At 70.2% G+C, this 20,278-nt stretch carries 13 protein-coding genes and 4 pseudogenes; 9 read left to right on the top strand and 8 right to left on the bottom strand.

Annotated features, from left to right (window positions below; genetic code table 11):
- From RLT59_RS00155 to RLT59_RS00140, 4 genes and pseudogenes are all read right to left on the bottom strand, one after another.
- A pseudogene (locus RLT59_RS00155) lies at window positions 1–3,086 on the bottom strand (alpha-mannosidase).
- A gap of 82 nt (window positions 3,087–3,168) precedes the next feature.
- Window positions 3,169–4,185, bottom strand: a complete 1,017-nt coding sequence (locus RLT59_RS00150; RefSeq protein ID WP_311301444.1) for a LacI family DNA-binding transcriptional regulator — start codon at window positions 4,183–4,185, stop codon at window positions 3,169–3,171.
- A 55-nt stretch (window positions 4,186–4,240) separates the two neighbouring features.
- Window positions 4,241–5,164: an ROK family protein gene (locus tag RLT59_RS00145; protein ID WP_311301443.1), complete on the bottom strand. Its 924-nt coding sequence runs from the start codon at window positions 5,162–5,164 to the stop codon at window positions 4,241–4,243.
- Window positions 5,161–6,870: pseudogene (locus tag RLT59_RS00140) on the bottom strand (class I mannose-6-phosphate isomerase). Before RLT59_RS00140 ends, RLT59_RS00145 begins: the two are co-directional and overlap by 4 nt.
- Window positions 6,871–7,140: 270 nt before the next feature.
- Between RLT59_RS00140 and RLT59_RS00135 the strand changes: the two are divergent.
- The 3 genes from RLT59_RS00135 (at window position 7,141) to RLT59_RS00125 (ending at window position 10,347) form a co-directional block, all read left to right on the top strand.
- Complete coding sequence (locus tag RLT59_RS00135) at window positions 7,141–8,457, top strand: ABC transporter substrate-binding protein (RefSeq protein ID WP_311301442.1); 1,317 nt, start codon at window positions 7,141–7,143, stop codon at window positions 8,455–8,457.
- On the top strand, window positions 8,454–9,089 hold the full coding sequence (locus RLT59_RS00130; RefSeq protein ID WP_311301441.1) for a carbohydrate ABC transporter permease: 636 nt from the start codon (window positions 8,454–8,456) through the stop codon (window positions 9,087–9,089). Before RLT59_RS00135 ends, RLT59_RS00130 begins: the two co-directional genes overlap by 4 nt.
- Before the next feature lie 121 nt (window positions 9,090–9,210).
- Complete coding sequence (locus RLT59_RS00125; RefSeq protein WP_399126794.1) at window positions 9,211–10,347, top strand: IS30 family transposase; 1,137 nt, start codon at window positions 9,211–9,213, stop codon at window positions 10,345–10,347.
- Between the two features lie 121 nt (window positions 10,348–10,468).
- Here RLT59_RS00125 and RLT59_RS00120 read toward each other — a convergent pair whose 3' ends face one another.
- Window positions 10,469–12,373: an RICIN domain-containing protein gene (locus tag RLT59_RS00120; RefSeq protein WP_311301439.1), complete on the bottom strand. Its 1,905-nt coding sequence runs from the start codon at window positions 12,371–12,373 to the stop codon at window positions 10,469–10,471.
- Between the two features lie 257 nt (window positions 12,374–12,630).
- On the opposite strand from RLT59_RS00120, the gene RLT59_RS00115 reads away from it, so the two are divergent.
- Together RLT59_RS00115 and RLT59_RS00110 are read left to right on the top strand one after the other, a co-directional pair.
- A complete protein-coding gene (locus RLT59_RS00115) occupies window positions 12,631–13,314 on the top strand; it encodes a TetR/AcrR family transcriptional regulator (RefSeq protein ID WP_399124545.1) in 684 nt (227 codons plus the stop codon).
- 159 nt (window positions 13,315–13,473) lie between these two features.
- On the top strand, window positions 13,474–14,016 hold the full coding sequence (locus tag RLT59_RS00110) for a hypothetical protein (RefSeq protein WP_311301438.1): 543 nt from the start codon (window positions 13,474–13,476) through the stop codon (window positions 14,014–14,016).
- Window positions 14,017–14,052: 36 nt separating this feature from the next.
- Here RLT59_RS00110 and RLT59_RS00105 read toward each other — a convergent pair whose 3' ends face one another.
- Window positions 14,053–14,784, bottom strand: a complete 732-nt coding sequence (locus tag RLT59_RS00105) for an SDR family oxidoreductase (RefSeq protein WP_311301437.1) — start codon at window positions 14,782–14,784, stop codon at window positions 14,053–14,055.
- Between the two features lie 94 nt (window positions 14,785–14,878).
- On the opposite strand from RLT59_RS00105, the pseudogene RLT59_RS00100 reads away from it, so the two are divergent.
- From RLT59_RS00100 to RLT59_RS00090, 3 genes and pseudogenes are all read left to right on the top strand, one after another.
- Window positions 14,879–15,817 (top strand): annotated as a pseudogene (locus RLT59_RS00100) (LysR family transcriptional regulator).
- Between the two features lie 78 nt (window positions 15,818–15,895).
- Window positions 15,896–17,293, top strand: coding sequence for an IS1380 family transposase (locus tag RLT59_RS00095; RefSeq protein WP_311301436.1), 1,398 nt, complete (start codon window positions 15,896–15,898; stop codon window positions 17,291–17,293).
- A gap of 173 nt (window positions 17,294–17,466) precedes the next feature.
- On the top strand, window positions 17,467–18,006 hold the full coding sequence (locus tag RLT59_RS00090) for a hypothetical protein (protein WP_311301435.1): 540 nt from the start codon (window positions 17,467–17,469) through the stop codon (window positions 18,004–18,006).
- An 89-nt stretch (window positions 18,007–18,095) separates the two neighbouring features.
- On the opposite strand, the gene RLT59_RS00085 is transcribed toward RLT59_RS00090, so the two are convergent.
- Both RLT59_RS00085 and RLT59_RS39230 read right to left on the bottom strand, forming a co-directional pair.
- Window positions 18,096–18,737, bottom strand: coding sequence for an SDR family NAD(P)-dependent oxidoreductase (locus RLT59_RS00085; protein ID WP_399124542.1), 642 nt, complete (start codon window positions 18,735–18,737; stop codon window positions 18,096–18,098).
- A pseudogene (locus RLT59_RS39230) lies at window positions 18,673–18,918 on the bottom strand (SDR family NAD(P)-dependent oxidoreductase); the annotation flags it as partial. The gene RLT59_RS00085 and the pseudogene RLT59_RS39230, both read right to left, overlap by 65 nt.
- 797 nt (window positions 18,919–19,715) lie before the next feature.
- Here RLT59_RS39230 and RLT59_RS00080 point away from each other — a divergent pair.
- Window positions 19,716–19,934, top strand: a complete 219-nt coding sequence (locus RLT59_RS00080) for an MbtH family protein (RefSeq protein WP_311301434.1) — start codon at window positions 19,716–19,718, stop codon at window positions 19,932–19,934.
- The last annotated feature ends 344 nt before the right edge of the window (window positions 19,935–20,278 follow it).

Below are 20,278 nucleotides of genomic sequence, written 5' to 3'. Positions count from 1 at the left end.
TCACCCCGGGGCGGCAGCCGAGACCTCGTGGCCGCCCGGCACCAGGCGAAGGGTCAGGATCTGGAACGGGCGCAGAGACAGCGCCACTTCCCTCCCCTTGAGGGACAGCGCGGGCTCGCCCTCCAGATCCCGTTCCAGCAGATCCGTCGTCCCCCGGAGGCCACGGGGAAACCAACCCTGAGGGTGGTCCGCACGCGTCCGCCCGTGGACTCGTAGAGGCGGACGATCACATCGCCCGAGCGGTCGTCCGCCAGTTTGACCGCCTCGACGACGACGCCGTCCTCGTCGATCCGCACCAGCGGTTCGACGGCTGCGCCCCCGGGGACGGCACGCTCGGGCAGGTTGAAGTGATACCCCTCGCGGATCGCGTCGTGGATGTCCGCGCCGAGCACCAGCGCGTAGCGCAGACGGTGTTCCCCCCGGTCGCAGTCGGGGTCCGGGAAGAGCGGGGCGCGCAGGAGCGATATCCGCGCCGTCGTGGTGGTCCCACCATCGGGGCGTATGTCCCGCGTCACCTCGTGGCCGTAGCTGGAGTCATTGACTAGGGCCGCGCCCCAGCCGGGCTCCGCGACGTGCAGGTAGCGGTGGGCACAGATCTCGAAGCGGGCGTTGTCCCACGACGTGTTGGTGTGCGTGGGGCGCCGGACATGACCGAACGGGATCTCGGCGCTGGACTCCGCCGCCCGCACGTCGAGCGGGAAGGCGGCCTTGAGGATCTTCTCGCACTCCCGCCAGTCGGCATCGGTCTCGATGTCGAGCCGGCGGCTGCCCTCGGCCAGGCGCAGCACCTGGGTGACGCGGGAGCCGTTGAAACTGCGCACGACCCGGACACCGTCGGGTACCGCACTGACCTCGTCCGCCTCGGTGAGGTCGCGCACGGTGTTGCGGTAGAACGCGTCGACGTCCCAGGCGTCCCACTGGTTGGGAAAGTCCTGGTGCAGCTGGAGGAGGTTGCCGACCGTGCCCGGCGCCAGCGCCTCGCGCCCGGCCGTCAGGTCGAGGGCGGAGGTGACCACCAGCCCCCGGGCGTCCACGGTGACGCGTACGAGGCCGTTGTCCAGGACGTACCCGCCGTCCCGCGTGGACCGGGCGGGAACCGGGCCGGCGGCCGCTGCGCGCGGTGCGGCGCCGAGTGCGGCAACGCCGTCCCGGGCGTGCGGCGCCGCGTTGAACACGGTCTCACCCTCCGCCTCCCCGCTCCCGCTCGCCGCCAGGCCGCGCTGGGCGGTATCGATGACCTCGCCGAGCTCACGGGCCACCTCCGCGTACGTCTCCTCGGCCTCGCGGTGCACCCAGGCGATCGACGTGCCGGGCAGGATGTCGTGGAACTGATGCAGCAGCACGGTCTTCCACACCCGGTCCAGCAGCTCGTACGGATACGGCCGGCCCGTGCGCACGGCAGCGGTGGCGGCCCACAACTCGGCCTCCCTCAGCAGGTGTTCGCTACGCCGGTTGCCCTGTTTGGTGGCGAGCTGGCTGGTGAGCGTCCCCCGGTGCAGCTCCAGATAGAGCTCGCCGACCCAGACGGGGGCGTCCGCGTACTCCTCCCGTGCCTTGGCGAAGAACTCCGCCGGGCCCTCCATCTCCAGCCGGGCCGAGCCTTCGAGATCCGCCAGCCTGCGCGCCCGTGCCAGCATCTCCCGGGTGGGGCCACCGCCGCCGTCGCCGTAGCCGAAGGGGACGAGAGAACGGTTGGCAGCGCCCTTGTCCCGGAAGTTGCGCTCGGTGTGCCCGATGGCGGCGCCGGAGAGATCGCCGTTGTACGAGTCGACGGGAGGGAAGTGACTGAAGACGCGGGTGCCGTCGATGCCCTCCCACCAGAAGGTATGGTGCGGGAAGGCGTTGGTGGTGTTCCAGGAGATCTTCTGGGTGAGGAACCACTCGATGCCGGCCAGCTTCATGAGCTGGGGCAGGGCCGCGTTGTAGCCGAACGTGTCGGGCAGCCACATGTCCTTCGTCTCGACCCCGAACTCGTCCAGGTAGAACCGCTTCCCGTGCACGAACTGCCGCACCAGGGACTCCCCGCCGGAGAGATTGGTGTCGGGCTCACCCAGAGACTTCCGGTGGGCAGGAACTGCCCGGTGCGCACCTTCTCGACCACCTGGGCGAACACCTCGGGCCGCTGCTCCTTGAGCCAGGCGAGCTGCTGCGCCTGGGACATGACGAAGCGGAAGTCCGGGTGGTCGTCCATCAGGGCGGTGACGTTGGAGACGGTCCTGGCCGCCTTGCGGACCGTCTCGCGTACGGGCCAGAGCCAGGCGGTGTCGATGAGCGCGTGGCCCACGGCGGAGACCCGGTGGGCGCCCGCGTGTGCGGGGGAGGCGAGAGCGGGGGCGAGGGCCTCGCGTGCGCGCGCCGCCGTGCCGCCGACGTCCTGGAGGTCGACGGCGTCCAGGGCACGGTCCACGGCGTGCACCAGCTGCCAGCACCGGGTGGAGTCCTCGGGCAGCTGGTGCATCAGGCCGGAGAGGACGTCCAGGCCCTGGACGAGTTCCCACACGACGGTGTCGAAGGCGGCGAGGTCCATCCGGTTCAGCCGGTAGAGCGGCTCACCCGCCGCCGTCCCCCCGCGCAGCCACGGGGCGACGGCACCGGCCGGGGTCGGGACGAAGGGGTCGCCGTCGGTATCCGAGTCGAAGATGACCGGATTGGCGGCGGCCTCGACGTAGTAGGTGAACTCCTCTCCTCCCTCGGCCCGTCCGGTGACAGGGAGCCAGGCGTTGCGGGGATTGAGCGCCTTGACCGGCGTTCCGTCGGCACGGTGGACGAGGCCCTCGGCGGAGAAACCCGGCTGGGTGGTGCCGAAGCCGAGGTCCACCACCGCCTCGACCCGCTCTCCGGCTCAGGCGGCGGGGACGGTGCCGCTGATCCGGAACCAGCTGGTGGACCAGGCGGGCCCCCAACATCGCACCGCTGCGAACCGGCTCGTAAGGGGCGGCGATCCCCTCGGACACGGGAACGGGCTCACCGCTGACGTTCCACATCGCGACGTCCAGAGGCAGGCTCTCGCGGTACACCGCGGGCCGCAGGCGCTGGTCCAGTACGCGGGCGAGCCGGCGTTCTGTGACGGTTCGGTCGTGGTGCATGGGTGCTCCATGAGGGATTGCGGGGAGGCGAAAGGGCATGCCGGTGCCGTGGAAGGGGCGGCAGTGGGGTGGCTGGGCCGGGTCAGTGCGTCCCGTAGCGGATGACGTGGGTGGGGACGACGGTTCTGCGGGCGGGGATCGGCCCGGTGGGCGTACCGTTGATCCGGTCGATGAGCATCTGGCCCGCCCGCCGGCCGATCTCGTCGGCGTCGTACGAGACGATCGTCAGCGGCAGGCCGAGGACGTCCGCGAGGTCGAAGTCGTCGAAGCCGGCGAGAGTGACCGGCCTGCCGAGCTCCCGCACGGCGCGGATGGCGCCCTGCGTCAGACGGTTGTTGGTGCAGAACAGCGCGGTCGGCGCGTCGGGTGCGTCGAGCAGCGCCAGGGCGGCGGCCCGTGCGGTGGCGACATCGGTGAGCCCGCGCCGCACCCGGCTCTCCGCCGGTTCGAGTCCGGCGCTCTCGTGCGCGGCCCAGTAGCCGCGGAACCGCTCCGCTCCGGTGTAGAGCGCGGGCGGGTTGCCCAGGAAACCGATCCGGCGGTGGCCGTCCGCGATCAGCTGTCCGGTGGCCTGCTCGGCGCCGCCGAAGTCGTCGACCAGTACACAGTCGGCGTCCATTCCGGCGGGCGGCCGGGACGCCAGCACGATCGGCATGCCGCGCAGCGCCGCGGGCGCGAGATGACGGTGACTGCTGCCCGCCGGGACGACGATCATGCCGTCGACCTGACGGGACGCCAGGTCCTCCACGAGTCCGCGCTCCTTGTCGACCTGCTCCGCGGTGTTGCCGAGCAGCACCCGCAGACCGTGCTCGGACGCCACCTCCTGCACACCGAGCGCCAGGCGCGAGTAGAACGGGTTGGCGAGGTTGGTGACGACCAGTCCGATCATCCCGCTGCCGCCCAGCCGCAGACTGCGCGCCGTCTCGTTGCGCCGATAACCGAGTGTCTCGACGGCGGCGAGCACACGCTCGCGCGCCGTCTCGCTGACCCGGGCGTCGTTCTTGAGTACCCGGGAGACGGTCATGGCGCTGACACCGGCACTGGCGGCCACGTCGCGCATCGTCGGGGCGGCGCCGTCGCCCGACCGGTGCTGTGCCATGGGCGGTTCTCCTGCGGGGTCGTCGGGTGGCCGGTGGGTCGCGAACGCCGTCATTCTAGGTCGGTACCGGGGGAGTGGCGGACCTGTGCAGAGCCCAGTGGGCGGCGCCGATGAGCGGTGCGTCGGCAGGACGCACAGCCGTGACAGTCGGGGGCGCGGTCCCCGGTGCCCACGACTCGAAGCCCTCCCTGACGGCCGGCCCCACGAGGTCCCAGGAGCCGGTCATCGAGCCGCCGACGACCATGAGGTCGGGCCGGAACCGCTCGCACCAGAGAGCGAGCGCCCGTCCCAGTGCGCCGAAGCAGTGCCGGACCGTACGCAGGGCGTGGACGTCCCCGGCGCGGGCCGAGCCGGCGATGTCGTGCACATCCGGGAGCCGCCCGGTGCCCGGCAAGTCGGCGGTCCGGGCATAGAACAAGCGGATCGCCCGTCGTGACACCACCTTCTCCAGCGGGAGCCCGTCGACGGTGAGCCGGTGCACCCTGCCGCCGGGCGGCACATCGGGGCCTTCCACGACCGGGTGCCCGGCGTCCAAGAAGGAGGAGTCGACGCCGGTGCCGAGCGTGACGCACAGGGCCCGGCGCCGGCCGGCTGCCGCGCCCGCCCGGTACTCGCCCATGGCGAAGGCATCGGCGTCGTTGACGAAACTGATGCCGCTCGGGGCCCCCGGGAGCCGGCCGAGCAGCTCCGCGCCCACGTCCACACCGTGCAGCGACTCGAACTTGCCGATTCCCCGGAAGCGCCCGACCCCGGTGACGTAGTCGAAGGGACCGGGTATCGCCACACCCCAGTGAGCGGCTTCCGGGACATCCACGCGGCGGGCGACCGCGGCGATCGCGTCGAGGAGTTCAGGGGCCGCCGCGTCGGCGGGGACCGGTTGCCGTACGGCCGGGAAAGGGGTGGGCGGCTGAGCCTCGGTGTCGATGACGGCGGCCGTCACATGTGTGCCGCCGATCTCCAGCACAGGAACGTGGCTCATACCCGCGTCACCAGGGACTTCACCACATGCACCGGGCCGCTGCCGACCGGGTGCAGCCGGTAGGGGCCGACGGACGCGGGCACGGTGAGGGTCTCGGCGAAGACGAGGTCGTGACGGAGACCGCCGGCGGTCTCCACGACGATGCCGTCACCGGCCGAGACGTTGAGGATGTGGAAGCGGCCCGCGGTGTCGTCCTCCGCGGCCTCCGGTCCCTCGATCACGAAGCGGTGCACGGCGTAGAACATGCCGGGCAGCGCGCCGACGACCTCCTCGCGCCAGCCCCGGCCCTCGCGCAGGGTCCGCGGCCGCTGGACGAGGTCCTTCAGGACGTCGTCGCCGCGCCGGGAGGTGTCGAGGTTGGCGAAGGCGTGCGCGTACGAGAGCGGCCGCGGCGCACCGGAGATCCCCTTGCGCAGCCAGTCGTAGAAGCGCAGCGAGTAGAGGTAGGGCGTGGCGCTGATCTCCAGGACGAGGTTGCCCTCGCCTGAGGAGTGCGGGGTGCCGGCCGGGATCATGAACAGCTGGCCCGCGTCCGCCGGGTGCTTCATGACGTGTTCCTCGACGCGCAGCGGAAGCCCGTCCGCGGCGGCCGCCTCGACCTCCTTGCGCATGACGTCCACGTCAGTACTGTCCCGCAGGCCGAGATAGACCTGTGCGCCGGGCTCGCTCGCGGTCACGTAGTACGTCTCGTGCTGGGTGTACGGCCAGCCGAACGTCTCCCGCATGTACTGCTCCCGAGGATGCAGGTGCAGGGACAGGTTGCCGCCGCCGACCGTGTCGAGGTAGTCGAACCGGATGGGAAAGGACGTGCCGAAGCGGCGGTGGACGTCCGGGCCGAGGAACTCCTCGGGGTGGAGTTCGCAGAGCAGCTGGAAGGGGAGCTCGACTTGGGCCGCCTCGTCCTGGCCGACCAGGATCCCGGCCTCCGGGGCGATGAGCTCGTAGCCGAGGGCCGTGTTGCCGCCCCGTGGCTCGAAGCCCAGCTCCCGTACGGCCCACTGCCCGCCCCACGGGGTGGAGTTGAAGAAGGGGCGGGTGCGGACGGGCCCGGTCGCCAGTGTGGCGAGGGTGGCCCGCACGGCGTCGCCGTCCAGTGAGGCGGGGCCCTGCTCGCCCTGCAGGTCGACCCATCGGTCCACCCGGTGGGCGACGGCGTCGCGGTGCCGGTCCGCGACCGGCCAGTCGGTGTAGAAGAGGCTGCGCAGCTCACCGGGGGTTCCGGGCCGGCCGAGGTTGGCAGCGAGCGGCAGTTCTCCCCGGGTCACCGCTTCCTCGGCGTACCGCCTGGGCAGGTCGGCCCACCACAGCAGATCGGGCTCTGCCAGTGCCGCCCCCCGGGCCGAAGATCAGCAGGACGCCGGCCCGCGGGCGCTGCTGGAGCGGAGGCGTCTCGAAGAGGTCGCCCATCGAGAACTCGGCGAGGGGCAGGAAGAACGGGTCCGCGTCCGGGCCCGAGACGCAGAGCCGTTCGACGGCCGCCGCGGACCAGAGGTCACGCACGTCGCACAGGGCGACCTCTGCACCCCGGGCACGGCGGCGGCGAGGGAACCGGCGGCCCCCTCCCAGTCCAGTGCGGCGGGCCCGTCGAGGGCGAGGACGGTGGAGGCCGTCGGCACGCCCGCCGCGGCGGCCGCCCAGCCGGTGACGACGGTTCCGCCGGTGGCGGTGTACCGAGGGTTGCGTTCGTAGGGACGGGGCTGATGCACAGATGCTCCTGAGGACGGGACCGGCAAGCGGGTAAATGGTATCGATAACACTACACGTAGACAAGATTTGCAAGATGGCATCCCATGAACACCCGCACTGAGGTGCAGATCTGTCGAATCGCAAGAGAGACCCTTGTTTCGAACTCATGGTGTCGTTAACATCCTGGCAATCCGGAGCGCGGAGACGAACGGCGTACGCGCATCCGGTGGATCTCCACACCGCACCCCAGAGCCACGGATTCCCGGCGGGGTCCAGAGGGAAGTGAACCCATGAGATCAACCGGCGGGACGACAGAGCAGTCGTCTCCCCCGCTCCGCCGACGCACCGTGCTGGCGGGCCTCGGGGCCGGCGCGGCGACCGTGCTGGCCGGCGGCTGCGCGCGGGGCGACAGCACCGCCTCCATACCCGGAACGACGTCACTGGCCAACGACAACGCCACCTGGGACGCGGGCTACGTCGCGGCCGGACACGAACTGAAGAAGCTCACCGGCTACGCGCTGCGCCCGCTGTCCAACCCGAACCCCACCGCCTACACCCAGGTCACGCAGATCTCCCTGCAGACGACCAAGGCGTCGGACCTGATCAAGTGGCAGTCCGGCTACAACCTCAAGCAGCTCGCCCGCACCGGCAGCCTCAGCGATCTGACGCGGGTGTGGGAGGCCTACGAGCGCAAGGGCTGGGTGACCAAATCCCTGCGCGAAGCGATGTCCTACCGGGGCTCCGTGTACGGGGTGCCCCTCTACCAGTCCTACTACGTGCTGTTCTACAACAGGCAAGTGTTCGACAAGCACAGGCTGCGGGCGCCGGAGACCTGGGACGAGCTGCTGCACAACGCGGAGGTCCTCAAGAGGTCCGGCGTCACCCCGTTCGTCGCCACGCAGAGCGGCAACTGGCCCGCGTACGAGTGGTTCGAGGAGCTCGTCAGCAAGGTCGACCCGGCCTTCTACGCCGACCTGATCGCGGGCCGGGCCCGGTACACCGATCCGCAGGCGCACAAGGCCATGCAGATCTGGCAGGACTTCATGAAGAAGGGCTGGATGACCCCGGCCGACTTCGACCAGAACAACGGCCCCGCCGCTCCGAAGACCGGCAAGGTCGGCATGTTCCTGCACGGTTCCTGGCAGTCGCAGGGACTCGCGGCGGCGGGGATGAAACCGGGAGAGGGCTTCGACGCCTTCGTCCTGCCTCCGGTCGACGCCTCCACGAAGCGGTCCGTGATCACCGAGGCGGGCGTCCTCGCCGTGCCGGAGAAGGCCGTGTCGCACGACGCCGCGATGGCCAACGCCGGCCACTGGCTGCACCCCTCGGTCCAGCGGGTCTGGACCGACTTCCTCCAGGACGGCTCGGCCAACCCGCAGGCGGTCACCTCCAATCCGGTGCTCGCCCGACTCAGGAAGAGGGCGCTGCGCGAGCACTGGACCGAACTGCCCCGCTACGGACAGTCCGGGCTGCCCAACCTCATGCAGGGAAACACCGATGACCTGGGAGCCTTCGTGATGCAGGCCATGTCACCCGAGGCGACGCTGCGCAGTATGGCGAGCCGTGCCTCCAAGGAGTGGGCAGCCTGGAACAAGGACGAATCATGACATCGGCAGTCGACAGGCGCCCCACGGCGGCCCCCTCATCCGTGCCGCCGCCCGTACCCCCGGTGCGCACACCCCCGCGCAGGCTGAAGGACAGGCTGGCCGGAGCCGGCTTCCTGGCGCCCGCCGTCCTGTTCGTCGCGGCCCTGCTCCTCACGCCGTTCGCGGTGACGGTGTACCGGAGCTTCTTCAGCGACGGCCGGGTCTCCGGCTTCACCTGGTTCACCAACTACGGGCTTTTCCTCAGCGATCCGGTCCTCGCGAAATCCATCGAGAACACCCTGATGTGGGTGGTCGGCACGGTCGCCCTGCCGCTGGTCCTGGGCATCGCCGTCATGACCAACGGGTCGGGGTGGTCCAGAGTGGCGCGGCTGCTCGTGGTCCTGCCGTACGCGATCTCCGGATCCGCCGTGGCCGTCGTGTGGAACTTCATCCTCACCACGGACGGCGCGGCCAACCAGGCACTCCAGGCGCTCGGCCCATGGAGTTCCCTGTCTGTCCGCATGGCGTGGCCCGTCTGTCCGCATGGCGTGGCCCGCGCTCCGTCGTGGACGCCGACCCGTCCCGCCATGCTCGACCGGAAACCCGACATCCTGTGTCGTATATACCGGGAAGGGCCCCCGCGAGTCGCTTGAGTTCTAGTGGTCGTTGCAACACCCCAGCTCAGGGGATGCGATGGACTTCGAGATACGCAAGGACCGGGGGCCGCAGGGGCCGCGGAAGCTGACCCGTGAGCGGGCGGCATGCTTCCAGCTCATGCAGCAGGGCTGCAGCAGCAGGGAAGCCTGCCGGATCGTCGGTATCAACCTGCGGACCGGCAGGAAGTGGCGCGACGGGTCACACGCGCACATCGGCAAGAAGAAGGCGGCGCCTCCGGTCCACCAGGATGCGCCGTCTTCTGGCCCGTCCCGCTACCTGCGTGAGGCCGACCGTATCCACATAGCCGACCGGCTGCGGGAGAAGGCCACGGTCCGCGCGATCGCCGCCGAGCTGGGCCGCAGCCCGTGGACAGTCTGCCGTGAGATACGCCGCAACCGGCACCCCGGCAACGGTCAGTACCGGCCGCACGCCGCCCAGGCCCGCGCCGATACCCGCCGGCCCCGCCCCAAGGCGGGGAAGATCGGCCAGAACCCCGAACTGCGGGACTTCATCCAGGACCACCTGACCCTGCGCTGGAGCCCCGAGCAGATCTGCCACGCTCTCCACAGACGGTTCCCCGACCGGCCGGAGACGCACGTGACCCACGAGACGGTCTACCAAGCCCTCTACGTCCAAGGACGCGGCGAACTACGGCGCGAACTCACCCGGGCCCTGCGGACCGGCCGCGCCCGCCGCCGCCCCCACCGCCAGGCAGCCAAACGCCAGCCCCGCTTCACGACCCCGATGGTCATGATCAGCGACCGCCCGGCAGAGGCCGAAGACCGGGCCGTCCCAGGCCACCGGGAAGGGGACCTCATCATCGGCAAGAACAGCGGATCGGCGATCGGCACCCTCGTCGAACGCAGCACCCGCTACCTGATGCCGGTCCACCTGCCCGGCGACCACAGCGCCGAAAGTATGCGCGACGCCCTGACCGACACCGTGAAAACACCGCCGCCCCACCTGCTGCGGTCCCTCACCTGGGACCAGGGCTCCGAGATGGCCGCCCACCACGCCTTCAGCATCGCCACCAACATCCCGGTCTACTTCTGCAACCCCGCCAGCCCCTGGCAACGCGGCTCGAACGAGAACACCAACGGCCTGCTCCGCCAGTACTTCCCCAAAGGCACCAACCTCGCCACCCACAGCCGCGACCACCTCGACGCCGCCGCCGCCGAACTCAACAGCCGCCCACGCAAAACGCTCGGCTGGGAAACCCCAGCCGAGCACCTGCATAAACTACCCGCGGCCTGAACAACCGACCACGTGTTGCAACGACCCCTCGAATGCGCCGTCGTCCTGCTCGCGGGGGCCCTTCCGTTCCGGCGGCCGCCGGGCGTGGCCCGATGGCCGTGGCCCGCCCGGACCGAACGCCTCAGCCGTCCAGCGAGAACGTCTGCGCCGGTGAACCGTCGCAACTCCGCTGCGACAGCCTGGCCCCGTCGGCGGTGGAGGCGCCGTCCACGGACAGGCACTTGCCGCTGTTGACCGCGACGAAGCGGTACCGCCCGGCCGTGCCGGCGGACTCCGCCTTCCACTGCTGGTTGGCGCCGCCCACGTACGTCCACAGGTGAACCCTGGTGCCCGCCGCGGTGGCGCCGGGGCCGCCGTCGACGTCCCACACCTTGGTGTTGTGCCGGTTGACGACCTGGTAGGCACCGTCCCCGACGGGCTGGAACCGCCAGCTCTGGTTGGCTCCGGTGCCACAGCTCCACTGCTGGAGCGCGGTCCCGTCCACGGTGCCCCAGTCGGCGGCGTCGAGGCAGCCACCGCTGCCGATGTTCCTGACCCGGTACCAGGCGGCCGGATCGATGGAGCCCTCGGCGGGCGGTACGGTCGTGCCGCCGTCGGTGCCGCTCCACACGAAGGTGGCGACCGCGCCGGCGGGCAGCGTGTAGACGAGGGACTTCCCGTTGTCGGTCAGCGAGAACCGCTGCGCGCCCGAAGCCGTGTTGACGACGTACGCGGCGCGGGAGCCGTCCGGGTTCTGGAAGGCGACGTTCTCGACCCCGCCGTTGCCCTGGCTCGTGGACCCGATGCGGGTGGCGCCGGGCCTGACGAACTTGCTGACGTGGCCGAGCACGTAGTACTCGGCGTTGCGTGTGACGTTGCCGCCCGCGATCTCCACGACACCGTTGCAGCGATCGGCACAGCCGCCCTGGTGCGGCCCGCCGTTCCGGTCCAGAGCGAGGTTCCAGTCGACGACCGTCTCGCCGCCGTTGCGCATGTTCTGCACGACGAGGTTCTCGGCGTGCCACTTGAGGGTGTCGGCGAAGGTGGTGGACCGGTCGGCGCTCTCGGTGCCGGAGCACTCGGTGAAGAAGACGCGCTTCCCCGCGTCGATGACCTGCTGCTGCGCGGCGGGAGTTCCGCCGTAGCAGTGGAAGGCCGCACCGATCACCCGGCTGATGCCCTGGGTCCCGTCGAACACACCGATCGGGTAGCCGGGGTGGTCCCAGTTGTGGTCGAACGCCAGGAGATTCGTGGGCAGGCCGGCCGAGGTGAGAGCGCGGTCGAGCACCTTGAAGAATTCGGCCTGCTCCGACGACGTCATGGTCATCGACGGGTAACTCGCCGCGAACTCCGGCTCGTTCTGCGCGCTCAGATCGGTGAGGGTGATGCCCTCCCGCCCGTATGCCTGGATCGCCTTGACCAGGTAGTCGGCGTACGCCTGATAGCTCTCGGGCTTGAGACTGCCGCCGTTGAGGGCGTTGTTGGTCTTCATCCAGGCGGGCGGGGTCCACGGGGTGCCCATGAAGCGGATCGAGGAGTTGACCGCCGTGGCCTGCTTGAGGACCGGGATGATCTCGGCCTTGTCCCGGTCGATGGAGAACGACCCGGGCGTGTCCTCGTACGTGTAGAGGCTGCTGTCGGCGTTGAAGTCGCTGCTGCCGAGAGGCTGGCGCAGGTAGGTGAGCCCGATGCCGTCGCCGCCGGTGGAGAACAGCGAGGCCATGAGCGCGTCGCGCTTCTCCTGCGGAAGACCCTGGATGAGGTGCGCGGAGGCGCCGGTGACCGAGGCGCCGGCCCCGGTGAACCGCTGGCTCTTGCTCGTGCCGTCGATGCGTATGTCGACGGGCTGCGCCGATCCGTCGAACGGAACGGCGCCCTCGGCGGAGAGCTTCTTTCCGCCGTCGGGGGTGGTGACCCATACCTGTGCCGTGGGGGCGGCGGCCTGCGCGGCTGTACCGCTGCCGGCCAGGCCGATGGCCGCCACGGCCATCACGAGGGCGGCGCCCGCGGCGCGTGTCCGTGGGCGGAGGGGACTGGCGTGGAACATGTGCGGCTCTCCTTCGGTCGTGTCGCTCGTGCCTGTGTGCGTTGCCGGGAGCGGTGACGGCAGGAACGGGGAGGCCATGCCGCATCCCTTCCGGCCGTGGAGGGGCGTGTTCCTTGGGATGACGGCGATATAGAAGCACACCTACTAAGTGGTTAGTAAGTGGCTGGTGCGGCTTTCCTCCTCCGCCCTGACGGGCCCCTGGTCAGCGGCGCGGGCTCAGCCCCCCGCACCGAAATCCCAGCCCTTAAGCTGTGCCGGTGAGCAACCAGTCAGCGGGCGGGGCAGGCCGAGCGGCCACGCCCCGCACGCCCCGAAGCCCGGAAGCCCGGAAGCGGCAGCGGGACATCCTGCACATCGCGACGGACGCCTTCGCCGCCCGCGGCTACAACAACGCCTCGCTCGCCGAGATCGCCGACCGGGCCGGTCTGACCCAGGCAGGGGTCCTGCACTACTTCCGTTCCAAGTCGCTCCTGCTCACCAGCGTCCTCGAACTCCGCGACCAGACGGACATCGAGCAACTTGGCCCCGACCGTCCCCATGGACTGGATTTCCTGCGCCACCTGGTCGACACGGCGCTCCGCAACGCCGAACGCGAAGGCATCGTCCGCCTCTACGCCGTTCTGTCGGCGGAGTCCGTCACGGACGACCATCCGGCGCAGGACTACTTCCGTGACCGCTACGAGGGGCTGCGAGCGTTCGTCGCCGACGCGCTGCGCGAGGCGTGCGACGTGTCCGACGAGGACGCGGAGAAGGCCGACAACGCGGCCAACGCCGTCATCGCCGTGATGGACGGTCTGCAGGTGCAGTGGCTGCTGGCGCCCGATGCCGTGAACATGGCGGCGTCGACCGACCTGGTGGTCACGGCCCTCCTGGCGGCGCTCGCGCCCCACAAGTTCGGCCCGAGCGACGCCCCGAAGCGGGACCGGGCCGGGTTCCAGTGATCCATTCCGGCCACCGCGACGGTGCCGGGCCCGTAGCCGCCCGGGGCATGGCCGCTCGTGCGGGTGTCCGTCCCGCCCGAACCGCCTCCAGCCGGCTCCGCCGGGCCTACGCTGGTCCGGGGGCGCACCCTCACCGCCCCCGGACCCTGGGAGACCTCTGTGGCACAGCCCGTGGAAGCCGGCCCGACCCCGCCGTCGTATCCGCCGAAAACCCCGCCGCCACCGAAGAAGCCGCCGAGCCCGCCCCGGCCGAATCCGCAGGACCCGAAGAAGCAGACCGCGGCCGACACGGTGGTGCCGACGGCGCGGCGCGGCACGGGCATGCGGAACCGGCGTGGCAGGAACTGGGTACTGGAGTCCGCCCCTTGGGCGGCAGGCAAGGCCCGGCCCGCGGTCGTGGAGCAGTTGGAGTCCTGGGGCTACCGGCCGGCCGCGGCCGTCCTGAACGCGGTGGAGGAGGTCACCTCACTCCTCGTCGAGGCGGCGGTCGCCGACGGCGGCACCACCGTGTCCGTACACCTGTCCGATCAGGACGGGCAGGCCTGCGTCCTCGCCCTCTCCCACTGTCCCGGGCTCACCACCAGCCTTGACGAAGCGGGTGAGGACGTTCTCCGCAGCATCACCGCACACCCGCCCGTGTCCGGGTGCGGAACGGACACCGGACCGGACGGGCGCCGCATCTGGGCCGTCCTCACTCTCTGACCGCACCCTGCCCAAACCTGCCGACAACGCAGGTCATCACCAGGGCACTTCACCGGCGTCCTCGAAGAACTTTCCGGTCGGGCCGTCGTCGGGCAGGGTCGCGAGCTTGATGGCGATGGCGGCGCCCTGTTTCGGGGTACGCACACCGCGGAAGCCGTTGAGGTCGGTCGCGACGTAGCCGGGGCAGCCGGCGTTGATCAGGATGTTCGTGCCGTTCAGCTCCCGCGCGTACTGGAGGGTGACAGCGTTCAGGAACGACTTCGACGGCGCGTACGCCACGGCCACCGGCCCCGCCGCCTGCTCGGCGGCGGCTCCCGACTGCCGGGTCAGGGAGCCGACACTGCTGGACATGTTCACGATCCGGGGCGAGGCGGAGCGGCGCAGCAGCGGCATCATCGCGTTGGTCACGCGGATGACGCCGATCACGTTGGTCTCCACGACCGTCCGGATGATGTCGGGATCGACCTGGGTGGGCTCCTGCGGCATACCGCCGGTGATGCCCGCGTTGTTGACGAGCACGTCAAGGCGCCCGGCCTGCTCCTCGATCAGCCGTGCGGCGGCGGTCACGCTCGCGTCGTCGGTCACGTCCAGCGGTACGCCGAACGCGTCGACACCGGCCGCGCGCAGCCGCTCCACCGCGGACCCGCGGCGCTCATCGTCGCGGGCGCCGACACCGACGCTCCAGCCGAGGGCGCCCAGGCCCGCTGCGATCTCGTAGCCGATTCCCTTGTTCGCGCCGGTGACCAGCGCGATTGTTCGTTCGCTCATGGGGGCAATGCTGCCCGCGTAGCCAGGCGGAGTCCAAGACCCATAGGGTGGACACCGATACCGTCAGGGTATTGATCCCGGGTACCGTGGCGATATGGAGACCCGGGAACTGCGCTATTTCGTCGCCGTCGCAGAAGAGCTGCACTTCGGGCGCGCCGCGCGGCGGCTCGGGATCGCCTAGCCGCCTCTGTCACGGGCGATCCAGCAGCTCGAACGCCGCCTCGGGGCAGCGCTGCTGGATCGGACCAGCCGCACCGTTACGCTGACCGAGGCCGGCTCGGTGCTGTTGGTGGAGGGCCGGGCGGCCCTCGACGCGGTCGACGCCGCCGAACGCCGGGCCCGCCGCGCCGCACTTTCCTCGACCGGCGGCCCCGGCCTGGTCCTGGTCACGAAAGCCAGTGCGTCCAGAGAACTGCTGGCGAAGCTGCTCGACACGTATGCCGCCGAACCCGGCGCGGTTCCCATCGACGTCATCCTGTGCGGCCCGTCCGAGCAGCAAGGACTTCTGCGCCAGGGCCGGGCCGATGTGGCCCTGCTGCACCGGCCGTTCGACTCGACGGCCGGGTTCGACGCGGAAGAGCTCGGCACGGAGGGCCAGGTTGTGGTCCTGCCGTCCGGACACCCGCTCACCGCCCGGCCCCATGTGCGCATGGCCGATATCACCGACCTGCCGGGCCTGCCGCTGCCGCGCTGGCCCGACCCCGACGGCACCTACCCGCCCGGCCCCGGCCCGCAGGTCCGCGACCACGCGCAGTTGTTGCAGCTCGTCGCACTCGGCCGTGCTTGCGCGGTCTCACCGGAGTCGTGCCGAGCCCAACTGCCCAGTGACCTCGCGGCCGTGCCCGTGCTGGACGCGCCGGCAGTCACCACGGTGATCGCCTGGCTGCCGCACAGCCGGTCCAGAGCCGTCGCCGACCTTGTCCGGACCGCGACAGGTCTCCAGGGGTCGGCGGACGCCGAGCACGGCGTTCCCGCTGGGACAGCCCTTAGCCTTGATCCACCGATGAACAGCCGGTCCAGGGCTTGGACATGAAGGCGCGGATGCTCTCTGAGCTGGGACGATGGGACTTCCTACGGTTCCATATCCACAGAGCAAGAGAGCACCCGCGAGATGCAATCTTCCCATGCCGCTTCGGCGGTGTCGGCCGCGTTCGACGATCAGAATCTCATCGCGGATGCCGGGCTGGTCCCGGTGATGCGGCTGGCCGAACGGTGCGGGCTTTCGCGCCTGGTGTCGGAGAAGGTGATGCTGACCGGGGCGGCAAACGGTGCGGGTGCAGCAGCCGACGCCAAGGTCACCAGCATCGTGGCAGGCATGGCCGCAGGAGCCGACAGCATCGATGACCTGGACATGCTGCGCCACGGTGCGATGCCGACCGTGTTCCGAGAGGTCCGTGCCCCGTCCACACTGGGCACGTTCCTCCGCGCGTTCACCCACGGTCACGCCCTCCAACTGCACGCGGTGCACCGCAGGTTCCTCGGCGAACTGGCCGCGCACACCCCGCTGCTGCCCGGCTCGGGCGAGAAGGCGTTCATCGACGTCGACTCCACCCACAAACGGGTCTACGGCCGCACCAAGCGGGGCGCCGAGTATGGCCGGTTCAAGGGCATCCGCACCCTGCACCCCCTGCTCTCCACGATCTGCACCCCTACCTCGCGGCCGGTGATCGCCACCGTGCGGATGCGCCGCGGCAAAGCAGCCGACTCCCGCGGCGCCCCGAAATTCGCCGCCGAGGCCCTGGCCACCGCGGCCGAGGCCGGCTGCACCGGCCTACGCGTCCTGCGCGCGGACTCCCAGTCCTACAACGCCGGGGTCATCGCCGCCTGCCGCCGCAACGGCGCCCACTTCTCGATCACCACGGGCATGAACCCCTCCATCAAGCGGGCCATCCACAGCATCCCCGACACCACGTGGCAGCAGATCACCTACCCCACCGCAGTTCCCGACCCAGAGACCGGAGAACTCATCTCCGACGCCGAAGTCGCCGAGATCCCCGCATACACCGCGTTCACCGGGCGCAAGAAGAGCGAGCAGGTAACGGCCCGGCTGATCGTGCGCCGGGTACGCGACCTGGCCAAACCGCCCACCACCGGCGAGCAGGGCGAGCTGTTCCCCACCTGGCGCTACCACCCGTTCTTCACCGACAACCCCGCCCCAACCCTCCAGGCCGAGCGGGAACACCGCCACCACGCCGTCGTCGAGCAGGTCATCGCCGACAGCAAAGCCTCCGCCCTGGCCCACCTGCCCTCGGCACACTTCCACGCCAACGCCGCCTGGCTGACCCTGTGGGCGATGGCCTACAACCTGCTGCGCGCCGCAGGCGCTCTGGCCGACGCCTTCCACGCCAAGGCCACCACCGCCACCCTGCGTGCTCACCTGGTCCACGTTCCCGCCCGGATCGCCCGCTCCGCCCGGCGCCTCACCCTGCACCTACCGCAGCGATGGCCCTGGCAAGACGCGTGGGCACAACTGTTTGCCACCGTCCACGCGCCGCCCGAGACACCCTGACGCCACTCCCCACCCCGCCCGCCAGGGCCCGACCCAAGCCGAATCGTGGAAAAGCTGGGCAGACCAGCGGATACACCCTGTCCGCACTCAGCTGACAGTCCGAGACCCCGCCCCAAAAACCCTCGCAGATCATTTCGAAACCACGTCGGTGAATCGAGGCTTAGGGTGCGACCATGGCCATCGCCCGCACCCACGAACCCGCCCTGCTGGACCCCAAGGGCCCGGTGATCACAGCGATCGCGTTCACCGTGGGCGCGGTCCTGTTCCTCGGCGCGGGAGGGGCCTTCGTCTACGTCACCGTCCGCACTGTCGCCGACCTCGGTGAGACCGGCACGGGGTGGGCGTGGGCCGGTGCGTGCCTCGCCCTGGCGGCGGCGTTCATCGCCTGCGTCGGGTTGTCCACCATCCTCTCCGCCCGTGAGGAACGGCGGGCCACGCTCCAGCTCGCCGCCTTCGGCGTCCAGGCGACCGCCTTGGTTCTGGCGGTCGCCTCAGCCCCGCCGACCAACGACGACCACCACCAGGTCCGGCTCCTGATGCGTATCAGCGGCCCCGGTTTCGAACCCTTCGAGTGCGGCAGCGAAGTCCCGGCGTATCGGTTCGGCAGCACCACGCGGGGGACTGTCCTGCCGGCCCGGGTCAACCCGGTCACCCGCGCGTTCACCATCGAACGACCGGCTGCGCCCCCGGCCCCCGTAGCCGAAGACGCATAGCGGGGACGCGAACCGCTGCCCCTGCTGGGACGCCGTCTCACATCGTGAGGTGGGAGCGAGGACCGGTGGGCCGGGTCTTCGTCGCCGGTTCAGCCCTGCGCCAGCTCCGCCACGGGCTGCCACTTCTCCCACACGGCGAGCCGCTGCTCGTAGTCGGCCTTGGCGATGCCCAGCGGCGCCGAGCCGAAGAAGCAGCGCAGCGGCGGCTCGTCGGCGTCGACGATCTCCAGCACGGCAGCGGCGGACGCCGCCGGGTCGCCCGGTGTACCGACACGCTTGCGGCGCTGCTCCTGCACCTCCTTGTGGAAGTCGGCGTAAGCGGGCAGCGGCTCGGACGTGCTCGACGACGAACCCGCCCAGTCGGTGGCGAAGCCTCCGGGCTCGATCAGCGTGACCTTGATGCCGAACGGCGCCACTTCCTGGGCCAGCGCCTGGCTGATGCCTTCGAGCGCCCACTTCGACGCGTGGTAGATCCCGACCAGCGGGAAGGCGCTGATGCCTCCGATGGAGGAGACCTGGAGAATGTGGCCGCTGCCCTGCTCGCGCAGCAGCGGCAGCGCGGCCTGGGTGATCCACAGGGCGCCGAACAGGTTGGTGTCCAGTTGCGCGCGCCTCGGCCTCGGTGAGTTCCTCGGCCAAGCCGAAGTGGCCGTAACCGGCGTTGTTGACCACCACGTCAAGACGCCCGAACCGCTCGTGTGCCTGCTGCACGGCGGCGAAGCCGGCTTCACGGTCCGTCACGTCGAGACGCAGAGGCAGCAGCCGTTCTCCGTACTTCTCGCGAAGGTCACCCAGTGTGGAGAGGTCGCGGGCGGTCGCGGCCACCGAATCGCCGCGTCCGAGGGCGGCGATGGCCCACTCCCTGCCGAAGCCGCGCGAGGCACCGGTGATGAACCAGATCTTCTGCGTCATGGTGTGCTCCTCCAGAAACCCGTCATCCGCTCGGACGACATCTCCCGCCAGCCAGCACCTTCGAGTGGACTCGAAGACAAGTCGTTCGACGCGTGGCGGCCGCCGAAAACGCCGTGTCGGCTGCGCCCCGGCCGGCAGCCCCTGCCGGCCGGGGCGTCATAGCGGGGCGGGGGCCGTGTCCTCGGCACTCCCGGGGACGTTGGCTCTCCGGAGGTACGGCCCGGAGGTACGGCGAACTGACGCGTGTGGCGCGGCCGGTCTCACGCCGTGCGACGGACACCCCGTCTGCCTCTCCTTGGCCGGGCGGGACGGGGCGCAGGCGGGGCGCGTGCCCGGCGTACGGGAGCGCGGTGTGATCTCGGTGTGCCAGAACGTCAGCGGGCGTACGCCACCGGCTATCCGAATTTGAACGGGTCGTATTCGGCGATACTTGCACAATAGGGACATGGAGTGGCTGAATGTCTCCGTTGCGGCCCGGTTGGCATATGTCTCCGGGGTGTCTCGGTCGTTGCGGGCCCTTTGGGTAATCGCGGGCAATGGGCTGAATTTGCGTCTTCGGCCGTCGAAAGTCCTCTATTGTGATTGGCGTGAGCGAGCCAAGTCGGGGGAGTCCCGCTCGGCCATCGGTGTGACGTTGTATCCCGAGGCGTAACGAATCTTCGCCCCGCGTGGTCGAGATATCGCACCGTGATGGGGTGAGCGGTTCGGCGGCTCGCTGCGGACATCGATTTGCGGTGCGCCCGAAAAAGGCTGATGAACATGCCGTGGAAAGTGCGAGAACAAGTGGGGGGACGGTCGTGACCAATCCTTTCGATGACGAGTCGGGGCGGTTCGTGACGCTGGTGAATGGCGAGGGGCAGTACTCGCTGTGGCCGGCGCACATCGAAATCCCGGGCAGCTGGAGTGTGGGCGGCCCGGAAGGATCGCGTCAGGAGTGTCTGGACGCGATCGAGGCTGGGTGGACCGATATGCGGCCCACCAGCCTGGTGCGGATGATGGAGGCGGACGCCGGGTAGCGGCGCGGTCGAGCCCTTGATGCCGCCGTAGACGGCCACCCAGGACGGGGCAGGTTCTGGCGCTCCAGTCCGATCGCCTTCGCTCGCAATCGAGCAGAATCGATCAGACTGGAGCGGCAATCATTCACGCCTGGCTCATGAGCGATCATGTTGCCTTTATATGGCTTTCGTGAATCATTGATGGACCGCCTCGCGGATCGTCCTCGATACGTGAAGTCGGTGGAGTGCCTTCCGGCCTGCCGGGTCGGCAGGCGGCACCACCTGTGTTGATGCCATGGGTTCGGCAACGCTTCTCTGTGATTTCATCTGCCCGCGATCGGCTGAAGGCGATGCGCCGGCGCGGG

Source organism: Streptomyces sp. ITFR-6 (assembly GCF_031844725.1).
Taxonomy (GTDB): Bacteria; Actinomycetota; Actinomycetes; order Streptomycetales; family Streptomycetaceae; genus Streptomyces.
This window is presented reverse-complemented; position numbering and strand designations above follow the sequence as displayed.